Genomic DNA, 21,287 nt, shown 5'->3' on the forward strand with positions numbered 1-21,287 from the left:
GTCGCCCGAGACCGCTAATTCTCTCCGGTCTCTTTAAAAAATTAAAACTCTTTTCGCAGCCAGTTGTTCAGTCGTTTGACCCACGACCCCACTGAGACGCGTTTTTCCACTTCTGCTTCACCACTGAGATGAGATTCCTTCCCGTAGTGAAGCAGGCCCACAGCCGTTGAATAGTACGGCTCCTGAGCATAATCCGTTAAACCGGTAATATTCAGCGGCGCACCAATACGCACCTGCGTATGGAACACGCGCTGAGCGCAGGCCGCAAGACCTTCAATTTGCGCTGCACCGCCGGTTAATACAATCCCCGCCGCAAGATGATGCTTAACACCCTGCTGACGAAGCTGTTCCTGAAGCTGTAAAATCTCTTCGTTGACCAGATTGAGCAGCTCGGTATAGCGCGGCTCAATTACCTCTGCCAACGTCTGGCGCTGCAGGCTACGCGGCGGACGTCCGCCCACGCTCGGCACCTCAACGCTCTCATCTTTACCAACGATAGACCCCAGCGCACAGCCGTGGCGTACTTTAATCGCTTCTGCATCGCTCGGTGGCGTACCAAAAGCGTAAGCAATATCGCTGGTCACAACGTTCCCTGCGTAAGGGATCACTTTGGTGTGGCGCAGCGCACCGCCGGTATACACGGCCATGTCCATTGTACCACCACCGATATCCACCACACAGACACCCAGTTCACGTTCGTCTTCGGTCAGCACGGAATAACTTGCCGCCAGACCGGCGAAAATAAGTTGGTCAACTTTCAGGCCACAACGTTCAACGGCTTTTACGATGTTCTTCGCCATATCGTTGTGACATGTGATCAGGTGCACTTTTGCCTGCATACGCACGCCAGACAGACCAACCGGGTTCTTGATCCCTTCCTGGTAGTCAATCGCATATTCCTGCGGGATCACGTGCAGCACGCGATGCTCATCGCGAACGCGCACGGACTTCGCCGTATGCACAACGTTTTCAACGTCTTCCTGCGTCACTTCTTCTTCGGAAATCGGCACCATACCGATTTCGTTCTGGCAGCTAATGTGCTTACCAGAAAGGGCCAGATAGACAGAAGAAATCTGGCAATCTGCCATCAATTCAGCCTGATCGATGGCGCGCTGTACGCATTTCACCACCGACTCAAGGTCGTTTACCCCACCTTTATCCATACCACGGGACGGGCAACTGCCCACGCCAATGATATTGACCATACCGTCGGGCAGAACTTCCCCTACTAAAGCGGCAACCTTCGCGGTGCCAATCTCCAGTCCAACTACCAGTTTTCTGTCCGTCGCCTTGATCATTGTTGTTCTGCCTGTACCTGTGCCTGATTCTGTTGCTGATTAGGTTCCTCGACCGGAGCCGGCTCCCAACCGACTGCTGCGCCTGAGTCATAGCGCAAATCAACGTAGCTTATCCGTTTGCCGTCCGCCTGCGCCTGCTGTTGTAAAACCGGGTAAAGTTCTACAAAACGCGCAAGACGTTTCATTGTGTCGCCGCGTCCCAGGTTGAGCTTAATGCCGTTCGTCAACGTCAGCTGCCAGGAGCGGCGCGCCGTCATCGCAGCATCTTTTAACGTAAACCTGTCCTTCGCCAGCACCTGCCCCATTTCACGAAAACCCTGCAATACTTCGTTTTCGCTGCCTTCAGGGCCATACAACATCGGTAAATTTTGCTTGTTGACACGATCGCTCGGGACGCTGAAGGAATTTCCATCTACGTCAACCATGTGCTGATCATTCCAACGCGCAATGGGCACATATTCAACCAGATGAATCTTCAATTCATCAGGCCATTGTTTTCTGACACTCGCCTGTTTTATCCATGGCAGACGTTCAATCTGGCTCTGGATAATATTGACGTCCTGCGTCATAAAGGTGCCGGGCGATCCCAGCGCCAGAATAGACTGGCGAATATCATCGTTACGCGTGTAGTGACGCTCGCCGGTCACCACCAGCTTTGACAGCGGCAACCGCTGTGCGTCTTCCATCCAGCCCAGCACCATCCAGCCGCTGATAAACACGGTGCACAGCACCCCGAGCAGGAAAATTATCCCTGCAAGACGCGTTCCATTACTCCGGCGTGAAGAAGTGTATTCTTCTTCGTCATCGCGGTTGCGCGTGTTCAATGCAGCCTGAGACATATCAGCCCGCCTGGTCCAGAATACGTACGACTAACTGCGAGAAGCTCATTCCCGCCTGACGCGCCGCCATCGGCACAAGGCTGTGGCTGGTCATTCCCGGTGAGGTATTGGCTTCCAGCAGATAAAACTGCCCGTCATTGTCCTGCATCACATCAATGCGTCCCCAGCCGCTGCAGCCCAAAACATTCCAGGCTTTAAGCACCAGGGACTGTAATTCGGCTTCGCGCTCTGCTTCAAGACCACAAGGGCAGAAATATTGCGTCTCATCAGAGAGATACTTCGCCTCATAATCATAGAAGACTCCGGCGGGTTGGATGCGAATTGACGGTAAAATTTCTTCGCCAAGCATCGCGACGGTAAATTCCGGCCCGCTGAGCCATTTTTCAATCAGAACTTCTTCATCGTGTTGAAATGCCAGCGCTAAAGCAGATGTTAAATCTTCAGCTTTATCGACCTTTGACATCCCGACGCTCGACCCTTCCCTGCTCGGCTTTACAATAACCGGTAAGCCCAGTGCCGCAATGCGTGTATTAACGCTGTCCGACAGGCCCAATTCAAATTCGCCGCGCGTCAGCGCCACCCACGGCGCAACGGGTAAACCCGCTCCCTGCCAGAGTAACTTACTGCGCAGTTTATCCATAGATATGGCGGATGCCATCACGCCGCTGCCGGTGTAAGGCAGGCCGATCAGCTCCAGAAGCCCTTGCAGGGTTCCGTCTTCACCGCCACGACCATGTAACGCGATAAAGACCTTATCGAAGCCCATCGCTTTTAATTGCGTCACGTCGACCTCTTTTGGATCGACAATATGTGCGTTTACGCCGCCTTCACGCAGACCCGCCAGCACGGCAGCGCCGGAATTCAGAGAAACCTCGCGCTCGGCGGAGTTGCCGCCAGAGAGGACTGCAATCTTATCAGCCATGATGCTCATCCTCCTGGGTTTGCGGCTTCAGTTTGATTTCAGCTAAGGTACGGGCGATCTTGCCGATATTTCCCGCACCCTGAATCAGGATGAGATCGTTACCGGTCAGGACCGGTGCCAGAATCTCCGCCACCTGTGCCGGGTCAGAAACCAGAATAGGGTCAACTTTACCGCGCCCGCGGATGGTACGACACAGGGAACGGCTGTCTGCGCCTGGAATTGGCGTTTCGCCGGCGGCGTAAACATCCAGCATCAGCAGGGTATCCACCTGTGACAGCACGCTGGCGAAATCGTCATACAGATCGCGGGTACGCGTGAAGCGGTGCGGCTGGAAGATCATCACCAGATTCTTCTCCGGCCAGCCCGCGCGTGCGGCTTTAATGGTCGCGTCCACTTCCGTCGGATGGTGACCGTAGTCGTCCACCAGCATCGCGGTACCTGGCTTACCATTCACCGCATCCAGCGGGAACTCGCCGAGGAAGTCGAAGCGACGCCCCGTCCCCTGGAAGCTTTCCAGCGCGCGCAGGATCGCCTCATCATCAATGCCTTCTTCCGTCGCAACAGCCACTGCCGCTGCGGCGTTAAGTGCGTTATGGCGCCCTGGCGCATTCAGCGTGACGTGCAGTAGCTCTTTGTCCTGACGCGCCAGAGTGAAATGCCCCTGCGCACCAATCTGTTTGTACTCTTCCACGCGGACGTCAGCGTCTTCGCTGAAGCCGTAGGTGGTGATTTGACGACCGACGCGCGGCAGCAGCTCGCGGATCACCGGGTCGTCCACGCACATCACCGCGCGACCATAAAACGGCAGGTTGTGCAGGAAGTTGATGAAGGTCTGCTTTAAGTTTTCGAAGTCGCCCTGGTAGGTATCCATATGGTCAGCTTCGATATTGGTGACAATCGCCACCATCGGCTGCAGGTGCAGGAACGACGCGTCGCTCTCATCCGCTTCCGCAATCAGATAACGGCTGTGGCCCAGACGCGCATGGACGCCTGCGGCTTTCACCAGACCGCCATTGACAAACGTCGGATCGAGACCCGCTTCCGCATAAATGCTGGAAACCATCGCCGTGGTCGTGGTTTTACCGTGGGTACCGGCAATTGCAATGCCATGACGGAACCGCATCAGTTCCGCCAGCATTTCTGCGCGGCGGATCACTGGAATGCGCGCTTCGTGCGCGGCAACGATTTCCGGATTGTCAGAGGAGATGGCGCTCGATACCACCACCACGCTTGCATCGCGCACGTTTTCCGGGCGATGGTTGAAATAGATAGTCGCCCCAAGCGACGCAAGCTGCTGCGTGACAGGGTTTGGCGCCAGGTCGGACCCGCTGATCTGATAACCTTCGTTAGCTAACACTTCGGCAATACCGCCCATGCCGGCACCACCGATGCCAACAAAGTGAATGTGCCGGACGCGACGCATCTCGGGCACGATTGAACGCAGTTTTGCCAGTTGTTGTGTATTCATTCTCTAAACGCCATCGACTACTTAAAATTCGTGCAGCGCAACACGCGCTGCGAGGGTTAAGCCTGGGCTGCCAGACTCACTTCTTTTGCCACCCGTTCTGTCGCATCCGGGATAGCGGCAGCGCGCGCGCGCTGCGCCATCTCCAGCAGTGCGTCTCTGTTCCAGCCCGCCAGGGTGGTGGCGACCGCATCGGCGGTAAAGTGTGGCTGCTCAAAAATTTTCGCCGCGCCGGCTTTCTCAAGCGGCAGCGCGTTCCAGTACTGCTGTCGGTCTTTGTGCTGGAACGGCACGAACAGCGCTGGCAAGCCGGCGGCGGCGATTTCGCTCACCGTCAGCGCGCCAGAGCGGCAGACCACGACATCGGCCCAGGCATAGGCTGCGGCCATATCGTCAATAAATTCCGTCACTTTATGCTGCGGCTGGCCTTCATCAGCGTACGCCTGCTCAACGGTCTGCTGAGCGCCTTTACCGCTTTGGTGCCAGATAGTCACGGCATCACCCAGCTTTGCCGCCACCTGCGGCATTGTCTGATTCAGAATGCGCGCACCCTGAGAACCACCAACGACCAAAACACGAACCGGGCCTTCACGTCCCGCCAGGCGGGCATCCGGTAGAGGCAGCGCCAGCACGTCGACGCGCACCGGGTTACCCACCACGTCCGCTTTCGGAAACGCACCGGGAAACGCCTGCATCACTTTGGTGGCGATTTTCGCCAGCCACTTGTTGGTCAGACCGGCAATACCGTTCTGCTCGTGCAGAACAACGGGAATGCCTAACGACCACGCGGCCAGCCCGCCGGGACCAGAAACATAGCCGCCCATACCCAGCACCACATCGGGCTTAAAGCGCTTCATGATGGTGCGCGCCTGACGCCAGGCGTTAAAAATACGCACCGGCGCCAGCAGCATGGCCTTGAGGCCTTTGCCTCGCAGGCCGGAAATACGAATAAAGTCGATCTCAATACCGTGCTTCGGTACCAGGTCGGCTTCCATGCGGTCTGCGGTTCCCAGCCAGCGTACCTGCCAGCCCTGCTCCATTAAATGGTGCGCAACCGCCAGCCCCGGGAACACGTGTCCACCGGTACCGCCTGCCATCACCATTAACCGCTTCGGTTGATTCATCGTGAACCTCGTGTAAACGCCTGGGCTTTCTCCAGACGCGTCTCATAATCTATGCGTAACAAAAACATAATGGCCGTCGACATGATCAACAGGCTCGAACCACCATAGCTGATCAGCGGCAACGTCAGACCTTTGGTCGGCAGCATACCCGCTGCGGCCCCGACGTTAACCAGCGCCTGGAAGCTAAACCAGATACCAATTGAGCAGGCTAAGAAGCCTGAGAAGCGGTGATCAATCTCCAGCGCTTTTCGGCCAATCGACATGGCGCGGAAAGCGACGAAGAATACCATTAAAAGCGCTAATACCACACCGATATAACCCAGTTCTTCCCCAATAATGGAGAAGATAAAGTCGGTGTGCGCCTCCGGTAAATACTCCAGTTTCTGCACCGAGTTGCCCAGGCCTTGCCCCCAGACTTCACCGCGGCCAAACGCCATCAGCGACTGCGTCAGCTGGTAACCGCTACCGAACGGATCTTCCCACGGGTTCCAGAACGAGGTCACGCGGCGGATACGGTAAGGCTCGGCGAGGATCAGCAGCACCACCGCTGAAATCCCCATCCCGATGATGGCGATGAACTGCCACAGCTTGGCCCCTGCCAGGAACAGCATCGCCAGCGTGGTGACAAACAGTACGACAACGGTCCCGAGGTCAGGCTGCGCCAGCAGCAGGATCGCCAGCACCAGAATGACGCCCATCGGCTTTAAGAAGCCGCGAAGGTTGTTACGCACCTCATCGACTTTTCGCACCAGGTAGTTTGCCAGGTAGCAGAATAACGAAAGCTTGGTGAACTCCGCAGGCTGAATACGCAGCGGGCCGAAGGCGATCCAGCGTGATGCCCCGTTAACGGAGCTCCCGACAACCAGCACGATCAGCAGCATGATAATGGAGGCGATCAGCATCGCGGTACTGTGGCGCTGCCAGAACGCCATCGGCAGACGAAGCGTTACCAGCGCCAGGCAGAACGCCAGAATGATGTACAGCCCGTCACGCTTGGCGAACAGGAAGGGATCGTTCGCCAGACGCTGTCCAACGGGCATAGAGGCTGAGGTCACCATGATAAATCCGATCGCCGCCAGCCCCAGCGTCAGCCAGAACAGGGTGCGGTCGTACATAATCAGGCTATCGGAATCTTTATCCCGTGAAGCCATCACCCAGCCTTTCAGCGCCGCAAACAGCCACACCAGAATTCCAAATCCTGGCAGGCGCGGCATTTTCAGGCGAGGGAGAGATAAACGCATCAGCCTAACTCCTTCGCAAGGCGGGTAAAGACATCGCCACGCTGTTCGAAATTCTTAAACTGATCGAGGCTGGCGCACGCCGGGGAGAGTAGAACCATGTCGCCAGGCTGCACGCGCGGGGCAATCAGGCGCATCGCCTGTTCCATCGTTTCAGTTTGCTCAGCAACTTCCGGGCGTAGTTCGGCCAGCTCGCTACCGTCACGGCCAAAGCAGTACAGGCGGATGTTATCGCCGGTGAGGTACTGTTTCAGGGAGGAGAAATCAGCGGATTTGCCGTCGCCACCCAACAGAAGATGCAGGGTGCCGTCAACGTGCAGACCGTTCAGCGCGGCCTCCGTGCTTCCCACGTTGGTCGCTTTGGAGTCGTTAATCCAGCGAACGCCGTTATGCTCCAGCGCCAGCTGGAAACGGTGTGCCAGGCCGGAAAACGTGGTCAACGCTTTCAGGCTGGAAGAGCGCGGCAGCCCTACGGCATCTGCCAGCGCCAGCGCCGCCAGGGCATTGGTGTAGTTGTGCTGGCCGGAAAGCTTCATCTCCCTCACGTTCAGCACTTTTTCACCTTTCACGCGCAGCCAGGTTTCGCCCAGCTGGCGGTTCAGATGATAATCACCCATGGTGATACCAAAGCTGATGCAGCGCTCGTCCGCGCCGCGCACCGGCATGGTCAGCGCGTCGTCGGCGTTAACCACGCAAACTTTGGCATTTTCGTAAACACGCAGCTTGGCCGCGCGATACTGTTGCAGACCAAATGGATATCGATCCATATGATCTTCCGTCACGTTGAGGATCGTTGCCGCCGCCGCATGCAGACTGGAGGTGGTTTCAAGCTGGAAGCTGGAAAGTTCCAGAACGTACAGCTCGCAGCCTTTGTCCAGCAGCATCAGCGCGGGCAGACCGATATTGCCGCCTACTCCTACGTTCATGCCTGCGGCTTTCGCCATTTCACCCACCAGGGTAGTGACGGTGCTTTTGCCGTTAGAACCGGTGATCGCGATAACCGGCGCCTGCGCTTCGCGGCAGAACAGCTCGATATCGCCGACAATCTCAACGCCCGCATCCGCAGCTGCGCTCAGTGAAGGGTGCGCCAGCGCCATACCCGGGCTGGCGACAATCAGATCGGCTGCCAGCAGCCAGTCATCATTCAGACCACCAAGGTGACGTTCAACCTGTTCCGGCAGTTTGTCCAGACCCGGCGGAGAGACACGCGTATCCATCACACGCGGCGTCACGCCGCGCGCAAGGAAAAAGTCCACGCAGGAGAGGCCAGTGAGGCCTAACCCGATGATAACGACTTTTTTACCCTGGTAATCTGCCATGATTAACGTACCTTCAGCGTTGCCAGGCCAATCAGCACCAGCATCAGCGAAATAATCCAGAAGCGCACAATCACGCGCGGCTCCGGCCAGCCTTTCAGTTCATAGTGGTGGTGGATCGGCGCCATACGGAAGATGCGCTGACCGCGCAGCTTGAAGGAGCCGACCTGCAAAATCACCGACAGGGTTTCAACCACAAACACGCCGCCCATGATCACCAGCAGGAACTCCTGACGCAGCAGCACGGCGATAATGCCGAGCGCACCGCCCAAAGCCAGAGAACCGACGTCACCCATAAAGACCTGCGCCGGATAAGTGTTGAACCAGAGGAAGCCCAGCCCCGCGCCGACTATCGCCGTACAGACGATCACCAGCTCACCCGCGTGACGCAGATAAGGGATGTGCAGGTAGTTCGCAAAGTTCATGTTACCGGTCGCCCACGCCACCAGCGCAAAACCAGCAGCCACGAAGACGGTTGGCATAATCGCCAGACCATCCAGGCCATCGGTCAGGTTAACGGCGTTACCGGTACCAACAATTACAAAGTAGGCCAGCAGGATGTAGAACAGCCCCAACTGCGGCATCACGTCTTTAAAGAACGGCACCACCAGTTCGGTGGCGGGCGTATCTTTTCCTGCCAGATACAGCGCGAAGGCAACGCCCAGCGCAATCACTGACATCCAGAAATACTTCCAGCGGGCAATCAGGCCCTTCGTGTCTTTGCGGACGACTTTACGGTAATCATCCACAAACCCGATAATGCCGTAGCCCACCAGTACGGTCAGCACGCACCAGACGTACGGGTTAGACGGATAGGCCCACAGCAGTACGGAAACGACGATCGCGGTCAGGATCATGATCCCGCCCATCGTCGGCGTACCGCGCTTGCTGAAGTGCGACTCCGGACCGTCGTTACGTACGACCTGGCCGAAAGAGAGTTTTTGCAGACGGGCAATCATGCGCGGGCCCATCCACAACGAGATGAACAGCGCAGTCAGCAGGCTGACGATGGCGCGAAACGTCAGATATGAAAAGACGTTAAAGCCTGAATAATATTTGACCAAATGTTCGGCCAGCCAAACTAACATGTCCCGTTCTCCTGTAATGCGTGCACAACCTCTTCCATGGCGGCACTACGTGAACCTTTCACTAACACTGTCACAATTTGTTTTTCTGTAATTAATGCCTTAAGGCGCTCAATCAACGCGGCTTTGTCGGCAAAATGTTCGCCAACGCCGCTGGCATGGCTAATCGCCTGGCTCAGTTTTCCTGCGCTCAGCACGCAGTCCAGTCCCGCCGCTTTCGCCGCTTCACCCACCTGGGTATGACAGGCTTCGCTTTCATCGCCCAGCTCCGCCATGTCGCCAACCACCATGACGCGGTAGCCCGGCATTTCAGATAGCACCTGCACCGCCGCCGTCATTGAGCCGACGTTCGCGTTGTAGGAGTCATCCAGCAGTAATTTGTTTTCTGCAAGCGGGATCGGGTACAGGCGTCCCGGCACGGCTTTCAAATTCGCCAGCCCGGTTTTAATCGCCTCGTGTGACGCTCCCACCGCCGTCGACAAGGCCGCTGCCGCCAGCGCATTGGCGATGTTATGGCGTCCCGGCAGCGGTAACAGCACGTCTACGTCACCCGTTGGGGTAGCAAGCGTGAATTCCGTACCGTGCGACGTCACATGGATATTGGTCGCGGTAAAGTCACTGTTGGCCGCGTTCGGCGAGAAGCGCCAGGTTTTACGCGAGCCAATGATGCTCTGCCAGTTCAGCCAGTCGTTGTTGTCGGCATTGAGAATGGCAATGCCGTCAGCAGGCAGACCGGTGTAGATTTCGCCTTTCGCTTTCGCCACGCCTTCCAGCGAGCCAAAGCCTTCCAGATGCGCTGCTGCAAGGTTATTCACCAGCGCCGCTTCCGGGCGAGTCAGGCTCACGGTCCAGGCGATTTCGCCCTGGTGGTTTGCCCCTAACTCGATCACCGCAAACTCATGCTCTTTGGTCAGGCGAAGTAATGTCATCGGCACGCCGATGTCATTATTGAGGTTGCCTGCGGTATAAAGCGTATTACCGCACTGGCTGAGGATGGCCGCCGTCATCTCTTTCACTGACGTTTTGCCCGATGACCCGGTCAGCGCGACAACGCGAGCAGGCACCTGCTGACGAACCCAGGCGGCCAGTTCACCGAACGCGAGACGCGTATCGCTCACCACTATCTGCGGTAAATCGATATCCAGCCTGCGGCTGACCAGCAGCGCGCCAGCCCCGTTTTCTTTGGCCTGTCCGGCAAAATCATGCGCGTCAAAACGTTCGCCTTTCAGCGCTACAAAAAGACAGCCCGCGGTCACTTTACGGGTGTCGGTGGTGACCGCGTCAATAGTCAGATCCTGGCCCAGCAGCTCGCCGTGCAGTACCGCAGCGGCCTGGCTTAAGGTGATGCTAATCATGCGACGACTCCCAGCAGACGCGCTGCCGTTACGCGGTCGGAGTAGTCCAGACGACGATTGCCAACAATCTGATAGTCTTCATGACCTTTACCGGCCAGCAGAACGACATCATTTTCTTTTGCCTGCATGATGGTGTTTGTCACGGCTTCCGCGCGGCCTTCCACCACACGGGCGCGACCGGCGTCCAGCATACCCGCCAGAATGTCGTTGATGATGGCGCGCGGCTCTTCGGTACGCGGATTGTCATCGGTGACCACAGGAATGTCCGCGAACTGCTCCGCAATGGCACCCATCAGGGGACGTTTACCTTTGTCGCGATCGCCACCGCAGCCGAAGACGCACCAGAGTTTACCGGTGCAGTGCAGGCGTGCCGCTTCCAGCGCTTTTTCCAGCGCATCCGGCGTGTGGGCATAATCGACAACCACGGTCGGTTTGCCCGGCGCGCTAAACACTTCCATACGGCCGCAAACCGGCTGGAGACGCGCTGACGTTTTCAGCAGTTCCGCCATCGGATAACCCAGCGCCAGCAGCGTTGCCAGCGCCAGCAGCAGGTTGCTGACGTTGAACGCCCCCATCAGGCGGCTTTCAATTTCACCTTCACCCCGGGAAGAGGCAAAGCGGATCGTCGCGCCACTGTCGTGATAGTTAACGTCAACGGCCTTCAGCCAGCGGCCGTGGCAGTTCGGATTGATATGGTCTTCCATCGACACCGCTACCGCGTCTGGCAGCTTCGCAAGCCAGCGGCGGCCCACTTCGTCGTCGGCGTTGATAATGGCCTGGCCGTAATGGTGAGTAGAGAACAGCAGCCATTTGGCGGCTTCGTAGTGTTCCATATCACCATGATAATCAAGGTGATCGCGGCTCAGGTTGGTGAACACTGAAGCAGCAAACTTCAGTGCCGCGACGCGGTGCTGTACCAGGCCGTGCGAAGAAACTTCCATCGCGGCAAAGGTTGCCCCTTGCCCTGCCAGACCGGCAAGCACGTGCTGTACATCAACCGCAGAACCGGTGGTGTTTTCCGTCGGGCTCACTTTGCCCAGCAGGCCGTTACCCACGGTCCCCATCACCGCGCCGGTTTCACCCAGCAGCTGAGCCCACTGCGCCATCAGCTGCGTGGTGGTGGTTTTTCCGTTCGTGCCCGTCACGCCAACCAGACGCAGTTGGTCGGAAGGTTCGTGATAAAAACGTCCCGCCAGTGCAGAGAGACGCTCATTCAACTGGCTGAGATAGATAACCGGCACCCCGTGCATTTCACGGATCTCACCGTCGGTTGCCTCGTCTTTAGCCTCAGCAATAATGGCAGCCACACCTTGCGCAATCGCCTGCGGGATATAACGACGCCCGTCCGCCTGATGACCAACCACCGCCACAAAAAGATCGCCAGAAGCAGCAACGCGGCTGTCCAGTACCATCTCTCGCAGTGCTCGCTCCGGTGCATTTGGCACCCACGGAGCGAGAAGGTCGCGCAAATTACGATCTGCCACCTGTACCCTCGCCTTGATTAATTACAAATTCACTTTTTTCGCCCGTCGCCAGCGCATCTGGTTCAACGTTCATGGTGCGTAACACGCCGCCCATGATGGCGCCAAACACAGGCGCGGAAACGGCGCCGCCGTAGTATTTACCCGCCTGTGGATCGTTAATCACGACCACCAGCGCAAAACGCGGATTGCTTGCAGGCGCAACGCCTGCGGTATAGGCAATGTATTTGTTGATGTAGCGGCCGTCTGGCCCCACCTTTTTCGCCGTACCGGTTTTAATGGCGATGCGATAACCTTTGATGGCCGCCTTCACGCCGCCGCCGCCCGGCAGCGCCACGCTTTCCATCATGTGCACAACGGTACGAACGATGGATTCCGGGAAGATACGCTCGCCCGGAACCGGTGGATCAACTTTGGTGATGGACAGCGGGCGATAGACGCCGTAGCTGCCAATCGTTGCGTAGACTCGCGCTAACTGTAACGGGGTTACCATTAGCCCGTAGCCGAAAGAGAAGGTGGCCCTCTCTATGTCAGACCACCGTTGTTTTTGAGGATATAAGCCACTGCGTTCTCCGACCAACCCCAAATTGGTCGCCTTTCCAAGTCCAAAACGTGAGTAAGTCTCTACTAACGCTGAGGACGGCATCGCTAACGCCAGCTTTGAAACACCGACGTTACTCGACTTCTGTAACACCCCGGTCAGGGTCAATTCGCTGTAGCGCGCCACGTCTTTAATCTCGTGGCCGTTAATACGGTAAGGGATCGTGTTCAGGACCGTGTTTTCATTGACGATACCGCGCTGAAGCGCCGTCATCACCACCATCGGTTTCACCGTGGAGCCGGGTTCGAACACGTCGGTAATCGCCCGGTTACGCATCGCATCTTTTGCGGTGCCGGTAAAGTTGTTCGGGTTGTAGGAAGGACTGTTGGCCATGGCCAGCACTTCTCCGGTGCTGACATCCACCAGCACGGCGCTGCCGGATTCTGCCTTGTTAAACGCCACGGCGTTGTTCAGCTCGCGGTAGACCAGCGCCTGCAGGCGCTCGTCGATACTCAGAGCCAGGTTGTGCGCCGCCTGGCTGTCCGTAGAGGAGATATCTTCAATGACGCGCCCGTAGCGGTCCTTACGCACAATTCGCTCGCCAGGCTGGCCGGTGAGCCACTTATCGAAGCTTTTTTCAACGCCTTCAATCCCCTGGCTGTCGACGTTGGTGAAGCCGATGAGGTGAGCGGTTACTTCGCCGGACGGATAGTAACGACGGGATTCTTCGCGCAGATGAATGCCCGGCAGCTTCAGTTTTCGAATGTAGTCCGCCATGTCAGGGTTAACCTGGCGCGCCAGATAGATAAAACGCCCTTTCGGGTTCGCGTTGACGCGGGAGGCTAGCTGATCCAGCGGCATTTTGAGCGCATCTGAAAGCGCTTTCCAGCGGTTATCAAGCGTGATGCCACCGGCGTCGTGCAGCTCTTTCGGGTCGGCCCAAATCGCTTTCACCGGCACGCTCACCGCCAGCGGGCGACCTGAACGGTCAGTGATCATTCCGCGAGAAGTCGACACTTCCTGAACGCGAAGGGAGCGCATATCTCCCTGGCGTACCAGCATGTCAGGGGCGATGATTTGCAACCACGCCACGCGTCCCAGCAGGAAACCCAGCGCCAGTAAAATGCAGCCGCAAAGCAACGCAAAACGCCAACTGATGAAGTTGGCCTGTTCTTCCTGACGTTTTGGTTTAAGCGTTTTTGCCGCTGCTTTCATGCGTCGCGTGTTCCCTTATTTTTGTACTACGATATTTTCCTGGGAAGGATCAACATGCTGCAGTTGCAGCTTTTCCGTTGCGATCCGTTCAACTCGGCTGTGATCGCCGAGCGCGTTTTCTTCAAGGATCAGATTTCGCCATTCAATATCCAGCGCATCGCGTTCCAGCACCAGCTGCTCGCGTTGCGCAGTCAATAAACGTGTATGGTGAGCTGTGGTCACCACCGTAACTGCCGTAACAATGATGCAAATGAACAGGCAGAGTGGCAGTTTCCCGAATCGCAAAAGATCGTCGCCGATCACGCCAGGCAAGGCATGGCGCTCGTTGCTTCCTAACGATCCCTTAACTTTGCTTAGGGTTTCTGTCACTCTGCCGATCATGCGTTCGTCCTCTCTGCAACTCGCAGCACTGAACTACGGGCACGTGGATTCTCTGCCACCTCTTCTTCGCCCGGCATCAACTTGCCTAATGCTCGCAACTGACGGCCCCCCAGCTTCCTGAGTTGTTCTTCCGTCATCGGCAGCCCCGCTGGAACCTGAGGACCGCGGCTCTGTTCACGCATGAAGCGTTTTACAATGCGGTCTTCCAGCGAATGGAAGCTGATGATGGATAACCGCCCACCCGGGGCCAGCACGTCGAGCGAGCTTTTTAGCGCCAGCTCTATTTCCTCCAGTTCACTGTTTACCCAGATGCGAACCGCCTGGAAGGTACGGGTCGCGGGATGTTTGTGCTTATCCTTCACCGGCGTCGCCGCCGCGATCACTTCGGCCAGCTCTTTGGTGCGGGTCATTGGCTCAACGCGGTTGCGCTCAACGATGGCGCGCGCAATGCGCTTGCCAAAACGTTCTTCGCCGAAGGTTTTGATCACCCAGGCAATATCTGCTTCGTCAGCGGTCTGCAGCCATTCGGCGGCAGACTGGCCGCGCGTCGGGTCCATACGCATGTCCAGCGGACCGTCGCGCATAAAGGAGAAGCCGCGTTCTGCATCATCAAGCTGGGGTGAAGATACGCCAAGATCGAGAAGAATCCCGTCGATCTTGCCCGTGAGACCGCGCTCGGCCACGTAATCCGCGAGCGCAGAAAAAGGTCCATGCACGATGGAAAAGCGTGGGTCATTGATGGTCTGTGCCACGGCAATCGCCTGCGGATCGCGATCGATTGCCAGCAGTCGCCCTTCCTCTCCAAGCTGGGAGAGGATCAAACGCGAGTGACCACCGCGACCAAACGTGCCATCAATGTAGATGCCATCCGGACGAATATTCAGGCCGTTCACGGCCTCGTCCAGTAACACCGTTTTATGTTTATAATTTTCCATCATATTTATAGAGACAAGTCCTGCAGCCGTTCCGATAAAGTTGCGGAATCAGACTGCTCAGCGTCGATATCTTCCTTGACCTGTTGATACCAGGTCGTTTCGTCCCACAGTTCAAACTTGTTGAACTGCCCGACCAGCATCACTTCTTTGGTCAGACCGGCATGTTGCCGCAGCACGGGCGCAATCAGTAATCGCCCGGCGCTATCCATCTGACACTCACTGGCATGTCCCAATAACAGCCGCTGCACGCGGCGCTCTTGCGGGTTCATGCTCGACAGTCGCGACAGCTTTTGCTCAATGATTTCCCATTCAGGTAAGGGGTAAAGCAACAGGCAGGGGGAGTTGATGTCAATGGTGCAAACCATTTGACCCGAAGCATTCTCAATCAGCTGGTCGCGGTATCGGGTTGGGACCGATAAACGCCCTTTGCTGTCGAGATTGACTAACGTAGCTCCACGGAACATGCCAGTCTCACCCCTCCTCACCACTTTAACCCACAAATTCCCACCTAAAGGAGTTTACGGAGCGAGGGAAAAGCTTGTCAAGCCAGGACTCTCCCTGTAGAGACCCGAAAGCCCTCTATTTACAGAGATAAACAGTCCTGGTTAATAACTGCACAACTGGCGAGGCAAATTAACGTTATGAATATTTGTAAGAAAAAAACCGAATATGCACACTAGCGTTAAGGCTCACTCAATATCATCGCAGATAAATATAAAGTGTCAGTTTGCGACGCGGGCAGCATTTTATGACAGATTGTCAGGGGATAACAGCGCCAGATTCACTCAATCGGTCGGTGGAAGCGGCGGTTGCGTTGCTGGCCTGTCGAGGGGAAGGAAAAACGTCTGAATATTCATCGACCGAAGAGGGTTTGTAACAAAGTAATACAAAGAGAGGCTTTTAAAAATCGCTTCATGATTCTTTAAGGACCATTTTAAACGGCAAAATGAATTAAGAAAAATAGTAGATTAGGATCTCCCAAGAATTATCCTAATTTCACTGCGGGAATTAACTCGGCGAATTATTCCAGTAAAAAGGGGCGGTTTTTCGCCGCCCCGTCATTTCATTTATGGCGACTCAAAATTCCGCGATGATAGAGATTACGTTTGATACGCGTCAGACCCGGCTTCGGTTTGCGCGGCTCATCCAGGCTCGCCAGAACAATCTCCAGGACGCGTTCCGCTACATCTCGGTGACGCTGGGCCACCGCCAGCACCGGGCACTGAAGGAAATCGAGAAGCTCGTTATCCCCAAACGTGGCGATCGCCAGGTCAGAGGGAAGCTTGCCTTCACGACGCAAGGTGACATCCATTACCCCCTGCAGAAGGGCAAATGACGTGGTGAACAGCGCCTGGGGCATCGGGTGCGTCTCCAGCCATTTTTCGAACAGCTGCGCAGCGGCTTCGCGTTCATAGCTGTTGGCATAGAGATAGTGGACTTCACGCGGATCGTCTTTCCAGGCGGTTCTGAACCCTTGCTCACGCAGGAAGCTTACGGAAAGCTCGGGCAGCGCGCCAAGATACAGCACCGTTTCAGCGGGGAAGGTTCTCAACTCAGCGGCCAGCATTTCCGCGTCATCCTGATCGGCACCCACTACGCTTGTGAAATGCTCACGATCGAGCGCGCGGTCCAGCGCCACGATGGGGAACGGATCGTTCGCCCAGCGCTGGTAAAACGGATGCTCCGGCGGTAAGGAGGTCGAGACGATGATGGCATCGACCTGACGCTGGAGCAGATGTTCAATGCAGCGCATCTCGTTATCGGGCTGGTCTTCAGAACAGGCTATCAGCAGCTGGTAACCGCGCTGGCGGGCCTGACGTTCGAGATAGTTGGCGATACGGGTATAGCTGGTGTTTTCCAGATCCGGGATCACCAGACCAATAGAGCGGGTGCGCCCGGCACGCAGACCGGCAGCGACAGCATTCGGATGGTAGTTATGCTCACGAACCACCGCCATAACTTTTTCAACGGTCTTATCGCTGACGCGGTACTGCTTTGCTTTGCCGTTAATCACATAGCTGGCCGTTGTTCGTGACACGCCGGCTAGCCGGGCGATTTCATCCAGTTTCACAATTGCCCCTTAAAAAAAGAAAAGAGTCCATGGCCCTGTCAAGGTTATGGTTAAATCTTTTAACATCTAAACGCAGAAAAGCCTTCGCGGCAACCGCTTTTATCTGCGTTGTCGGCTGATTACGCAAAAAAAAGCCCGGCTTTGGTGACCGGGCTGAAAGAGGCGAACCTTTTTAACAACTACCGCATGATTTTCTCGCCGCGTGACAGACCAACGATCCCCGATCTTGCCACCTCAACAATTTTTGCTACATCCCGCACGGATGCCAGGAAAGCGTCCAGCTTGTCACTGGTTCCGACCAGTTGAACCGTATAAAGAGAAGGCGTGACGTCGATGATCTGCCCGCGGAAGATATCCGCATTGCGTTTGACCTCTTCGCGCCCGTAACCGCTGGCCTGTATTTTTACCAGCATGACCTCACGCTCAACGTAAGCGCCCTGCCCTAGCTCGCTTACGCGCAGCACATCGACCAGCTTATGCAGCTGTTTCTCGATCTGCTCAATTACCTTGGCATCGCCAACGGTCTGAATCGTCATACGCGACAGCGTCGGATCGTCCGTTGGCGCCACGGTCAGGCTTTCAATGTTATAGCCACGCTGCGCAAAAAGCCCAATGACGCGCGACAGTGCGCCAGACTCGTTTTCCAGTAATACCGATAATATCCGGCGCATATCAGGTTCTCTCCGTTTTGCTTAACCACATCTCGTCCATACCGCCGCCGCGAATATGCATCGGATAAACGTGCTCGGTTCCATCAACGATGACATCCATAAAGACGAGGCGGTTGTTTTTAACGTGCTCAAGCGCTTCGGCGAGCTTCGTTTCCAGTTCAGCCGGATCGGTCACCCGCATCCCTATATGACCGTAAGCTTCAGCAAGACGAACAAAATCCGGCAGCGATTTCATATATGACTGAGAGTGGCGGCCCGAGTAGATCATATCCTGCCACTGCTTCACCATACCGAGATAGCCGTTATTAAGGTTGAGCACCAGTACCGGCAGCTCATATTGCAGCGCGGTGGAAAGTTCCTGAATGTTCATCTGAATACTGCCGTCTCCGGTCACGCAGACGACGGTTTCATTTGGCAGCGCCAGCTTCACGCCCAGCGCGGCAGGCAGGCCAAAGCCCATCGTGCCTAAACCTCCCGAGTTGATCCAGTGACGCGGTTTATCAAACGGATAATAGAGGGCGGCAAACATTTGATGCTGGCCCACGTCAGAGGTCACATACGCGTCGCCTTTCGTCAGTCGCCATACCGTTTCGATGACCGCCTGCGGCTTAATATGCTCGCTTTGGGTGTCATATTTCAGACACTGCCGCGCGCGCCATTGCTCAATTTGCTGCCACCAGTCACGGATTTCATCTAGCGGTTGCGCTGTGTTTTCCAGCGCCAGCAGATCCAGCATTTGTTCAAGGACCTGTCGCGCGTCGCCGACGATAGGTACATCAGCCGACACCGTTTTTGAAATTGACGTCGGATCGATATCAATGTGCAGCACGGTGGCGTTCGGGCAATACTTCGCCAGGTTGTTGGTCGTACGATCGTCAAAACGCACGCCGACGGCAAAGATGACGTCAGAATGATGCATCGTCATGTTGGCTTCATAGGTACCGTGCATACCCAACATGCCGAGCGCCTGACGGTGGGTGGCGGGAAACGCTCCGAGTCCCATCAGCGATGACGCAACAGGAAGATTGAGCTTTTCAACCAGTTCACGAAGCTGTGCCTCACTCGCTGAATTGACGGCCCCGCCACCGACATAGACCACCGGTTTTTTAGCGGCCAGCAGCGTTTGCAGCGCGCGTTTGATCTGACCTTTGTGGCCCTGCGTTGTTGGGTTGTAAGAGCGCATGCTCACCGATTCCGGCCAGACATAAGGCAGCTTGTTTGCCGGGTTCAGGATATCTTTAGGGAGATCGACCACCACCGGCCCCGGGCGCCCGCTTGCCGCCAGCCAGAACGCCTTCTTCAGAATGCCAGGAATGTCTTCGGTTTGCTTGACCAGGAAGCTGTGCTTCACGACGGGACGCGAAATCCCGACCATGTCGCACTCCTGAAACGCATCATAGCCAATCAGTGATGTCGCGACCTGTCCGGAAAGGATCACCAGTGGAATAGAGTCCATGTACGCGGTCGCAATGCCGGTAATGGCGTTTGTCGCACCGGGCCCCGACGTGACCAGGACCACGCCCACTTCACCCGTCGCACGCGCCAGGCCATCGGCCATATGTACCGCCGCCTGCTCATGGCGTACCAGCACATGGTCAATACCCCCTACCGTATGCAGTGCGTCATAAATATCGAGGACCGCGCCGCCAGGATAGCCGAACACTTGCTTTACGCCCTGATCGATCAGCGACCGGACGACCATTTCCGCGCCAGACAACATCTCCATGCTTTGCCTCCAGGCATTTTGTTATAGACGGACCGCCGAATTCATTTCCGCACCGTCTTGCGATCGGGATGAACCCGTCTTCTATTTTGCAGAGTGATACTTACCTTAACCGCTCGTTATGAGGCAGGCAATTCGCAAACCAGGAGAGAGAAGAGGCCGTGAAAGCAGAAAAAACAGACATTGTCAGAGGATATGGTTAATTCATCTGAAATTAGGGGATGAGATGATAAATCATCGCTGAAAAGCGCGGCGATGTAGAAAATCATCTATTTTTACGGGCCTGGCAGGCGCCAGATAAAATACGCAACAGAACAAAATATTAATAAAAGAAACAAAACCAGGATAAATCACATGCAAAGATGCAATTTATCCTGACTCGATTACCGACGGCAGATGCTAATAAGTAGCTCTTCCATCCACTGATGTCCTTTATCCCGTCCAGCAGCTTCATGCCAGGAGAGATAGCAGGTGCGGCTATTTAGCTTGAGCGGCAGAGGCAAAATTTGCAGATTTAACGCGCCAGAGAACTCTTCTGCCAGCCAGCGTGGGGCAATTGCCACCAGCTGCGTCTGGGAAACGACGTTTAACACGCTGACCATGGCCATCCCCTGATAAGCCACGCTCGCCTGTTTCTCCGCAGTGTCGTACCAGGGCAGGCTAAAGGAGGCATATCTGTCGAGCGCAACAACGGCATGCTGTTCGCTATAAACGTCACTTTCTCGTAACGGCGCATTCAGTCGTGGATGTTTTTTGCTGGCAACCAGCACCATTTCATCTTTAAACAGCGGTACACAGGAAAATTCAGGACGGCGGAATTCTTCATAACCCAGGACGAATTCGATTTCCTGGTAACGTAACTGGTGTTCGGTGTTTTGATTTAAGGACGATTTAAAGACGAGATTAATATTAGGTGCGATCTCTTCAACTTTATTATAAATAATTGACGTCAGATAATTATCTAATGGACTGCAGACGCAGAGATGGAATACTCGCTCACTGCTTAAGGGTTCAAAGCCAGAGCCCGGCAGCTCATTTTGCACCAGCTGCAGCGCCTGGCGGATGGAGCCGAAAAGCTGGAAAGCCCGCGCTGTAGGCTGGATGCCTCTTCCATAACGAACAAACAATTCGTCGTTGAACATAACCTTAAGCCTGGCAACGGCATTACTTACGGCAGGCTGTGACATCCCCAGGGCTTGTGCCGCACGCGTGATATTCTGCTCCTGCATGACAGCATCAAACACCGTCAGTAGATTAAGATCCACCGTGCGTAACTGTGGTTTAATTCCATCAGTAATCTGTGGTTGTTTAATATTATTTTCTGGCACTTCTGACTCCACTGTCACGCTACACTCCCTTCGCCAACGCACTGTAATAATTTCGAAAAATATGATTTACCATGCAGATACGACCAGCGAAAGAAAATTGTTTAAAAATCGGAATATATAAAGATTATCTAATAATGCTATAATACAAAACGGCACAAAGGATATGCTTAACTTTAGTGTTTGAATGAAACCATAAACCAAATCAATATACAATAACCATCCAGTTAAGGATGACTTAAGTATAATTAAACTGTTATCGACATTGAGCAGAATTAAGTTAACAATCTGTTATCAATGAT

Annotated in this window: 18 protein-coding genes; all 18 read right to left on the bottom strand. The window is 55.5% G+C overall.

Annotation, left to right across the window (positions count from 1 at the left end):
* Positions 1 to 41: 41 nt before the first annotated feature.
* Positions 42 to 1,298 carry a cell division protein FtsA gene (gene ftsA, locus A6013_RS18515; RefSeq protein WP_006173845.1) on the bottom strand — a complete coding sequence of 419 codons (1,257 nt, stop codon included), beginning with the start codon at positions 1,296 to 1,298 and terminating at the stop codon, positions 42 to 44.
* The gene (gene ftsQ, locus A6013_RS18520) at positions 1,295 to 2,137 is read right to left on the bottom strand and encodes a cell division protein FtsQ (RefSeq protein WP_045259458.1); all 843 of its coding nucleotides are present in this window, start codon (positions 2,135 to 2,137) and stop codon (positions 1,295 to 1,297) included. The genes ftsA and ftsQ overlap by 4 nt, the downstream gene beginning before the upstream one ends.
* Before the next feature lies 1 nt (position 2,138).
* Positions 2,139 to 3,059: a D-alanine--D-alanine ligase gene (locus A6013_RS18525; RefSeq protein WP_041911244.1), complete on the bottom strand. Its 921-nt coding sequence runs from the start codon at positions 3,057 to 3,059 to the stop codon at positions 2,139 to 2,141.
* Positions 3,052 to 4,527 (bottom strand): UDP-N-acetylmuramate--L-alanine ligase, encoded by a 1,476-nt coding sequence (gene murC / locus A6013_RS18530; RefSeq protein ID WP_028015510.1) that lies wholly within the window; start codon positions 4,525 to 4,527, stop codon positions 3,052 to 3,054. The genes A6013_RS18525 and murC overlap by 8 nt, the downstream gene beginning before the upstream one ends.
* A gap of 56 nt (positions 4,528 to 4,583) precedes the next feature.
* Entirely contained in the window at positions 4,584 to 5,648 is a 1,065-nt protein-coding gene (gene murG, locus A6013_RS18535) for an undecaprenyldiphospho-muramoylpentapeptide beta-N-acetylglucosaminyltransferase (RefSeq protein ID WP_028015509.1), read from the bottom strand.
* Positions 5,645 to 6,889: a cell division protein FtsW gene (gene ftsW, locus A6013_RS18540; RefSeq protein ID WP_028015508.1), complete on the bottom strand. Its 1,245-nt coding sequence runs from the start codon at positions 6,887 to 6,889 to the stop codon at positions 5,645 to 5,647. The genes murG and ftsW overlap by 4 nt, the downstream gene beginning before the upstream one ends.
* The gene (murD, locus tag A6013_RS18545; protein ID WP_069733550.1) at positions 6,889 to 8,205 is read right to left on the bottom strand and encodes a UDP-N-acetylmuramoyl-L-alanine--D-glutamate ligase; all 1,317 of its coding nucleotides are present in this window, start codon (positions 8,203 to 8,205) and stop codon (positions 6,889 to 6,891) included. Before murD ends, ftsW begins: the two co-directional genes overlap by 1 nt.
* Positions 8,206 to 8,207: 2 nt before the next feature.
* Positions 8,208 to 9,290: a phospho-N-acetylmuramoyl-pentapeptide-transferase gene (gene mraY, locus A6013_RS18550; protein ID WP_008501985.1), complete on the bottom strand. Its 1,083-nt coding sequence runs from the start codon at positions 9,288 to 9,290 to the stop codon at positions 8,208 to 8,210.
* A complete protein-coding gene (murF, locus tag A6013_RS18555; protein ID WP_048960680.1) occupies positions 9,284 to 10,642 on the bottom strand; it encodes a UDP-N-acetylmuramoyl-tripeptide--D-alanyl-D-alanine ligase in 1,359 nt (452 codons plus the stop codon). Before murF ends, mraY begins: the two co-directional genes overlap by 7 nt.
* The gene (gene murE / locus A6013_RS18560) at positions 10,639 to 12,126 is read right to left on the bottom strand and encodes a UDP-N-acetylmuramoyl-L-alanyl-D-glutamate--2,6-diaminopimelate ligase (protein ID WP_069733551.1); all 1,488 of its coding nucleotides are present in this window, start codon (positions 12,124 to 12,126) and stop codon (positions 10,639 to 10,641) included. Before murE ends, murF begins: the two co-directional genes overlap by 4 nt.
* The gene (locus A6013_RS18565) at positions 12,113 to 13,879 is read right to left on the bottom strand and encodes a peptidoglycan glycosyltransferase FtsI (RefSeq protein WP_028015504.1); all 1,767 of its coding nucleotides are present in this window, start codon (positions 13,877 to 13,879) and stop codon (positions 12,113 to 12,115) included. Before A6013_RS18565 ends, murE begins: the two co-directional genes overlap by 14 nt.
* Before the next feature lie 15 nt (positions 13,880 to 13,894).
* Positions 13,895 to 14,260, bottom strand: coding sequence for a cell division protein FtsL (ftsL, locus tag A6013_RS18570; protein WP_006173860.1), 366 nt, complete (start codon positions 14,258 to 14,260; stop codon positions 13,895 to 13,897).
* A complete protein-coding gene (rsmH, locus tag A6013_RS18575) occupies positions 14,257 to 15,198 on the bottom strand; it encodes a 16S rRNA (cytosine(1402)-N(4))-methyltransferase RsmH (RefSeq protein WP_014882538.1) in 942 nt (313 codons plus the stop codon). The genes ftsL and rsmH overlap by 4 nt, the downstream gene beginning before the upstream one ends.
* A gap of 2 nt (positions 15,199 to 15,200) precedes the next feature.
* Positions 15,201 to 15,659, bottom strand: a complete 459-nt coding sequence (gene mraZ, locus A6013_RS18580) for a division/cell wall cluster transcriptional repressor MraZ (protein ID WP_014882537.1) — start codon at positions 15,657 to 15,659, stop codon at positions 15,201 to 15,203.
* Between the two features lie 599 nt (positions 15,660 to 16,258).
* Entirely contained in the window at positions 16,259 to 17,266 is a 1,008-nt protein-coding gene (gene cra, locus A6013_RS18585) for a catabolite repressor/activator (RefSeq protein WP_014168621.1), read from the bottom strand.
* Positions 17,267 to 17,445: 179 nt separating this feature from the next.
* Complete coding sequence (gene ilvN, locus A6013_RS18590) at positions 17,446 to 17,937, bottom strand: acetolactate synthase small subunit (RefSeq protein ID WP_045259452.1); 492 nt, start codon at positions 17,935 to 17,937, stop codon at positions 17,446 to 17,448.
* Between the two features lies 1 nt (position 17,938).
* Entirely contained in the window at positions 17,939 to 19,663 is a 1,725-nt protein-coding gene (gene ilvI / locus A6013_RS18595) for an acetolactate synthase 3 large subunit (protein ID WP_069733552.1), read from the bottom strand.
* A 380-nt stretch (positions 19,664 to 20,043) separates the two neighbouring features.
* Entirely contained in the window at positions 20,044 to 20,988 is a 945-nt protein-coding gene (gene leuO, locus A6013_RS18600) for a transcriptional regulator LeuO (protein WP_041911249.1), read from the bottom strand.
* Positions 20,989 to 21,287 lie beyond the last annotated feature (299 nt).

Origin of the sequence: Enterobacter sp. IF2SW-B1, assembly GCF_001743375.1 — a bacterium.
Lineage (GTDB): Bacteria > Pseudomonadota > Gammaproteobacteria > Enterobacterales > Enterobacteriaceae > Enterobacter > Enterobacter bugandensis.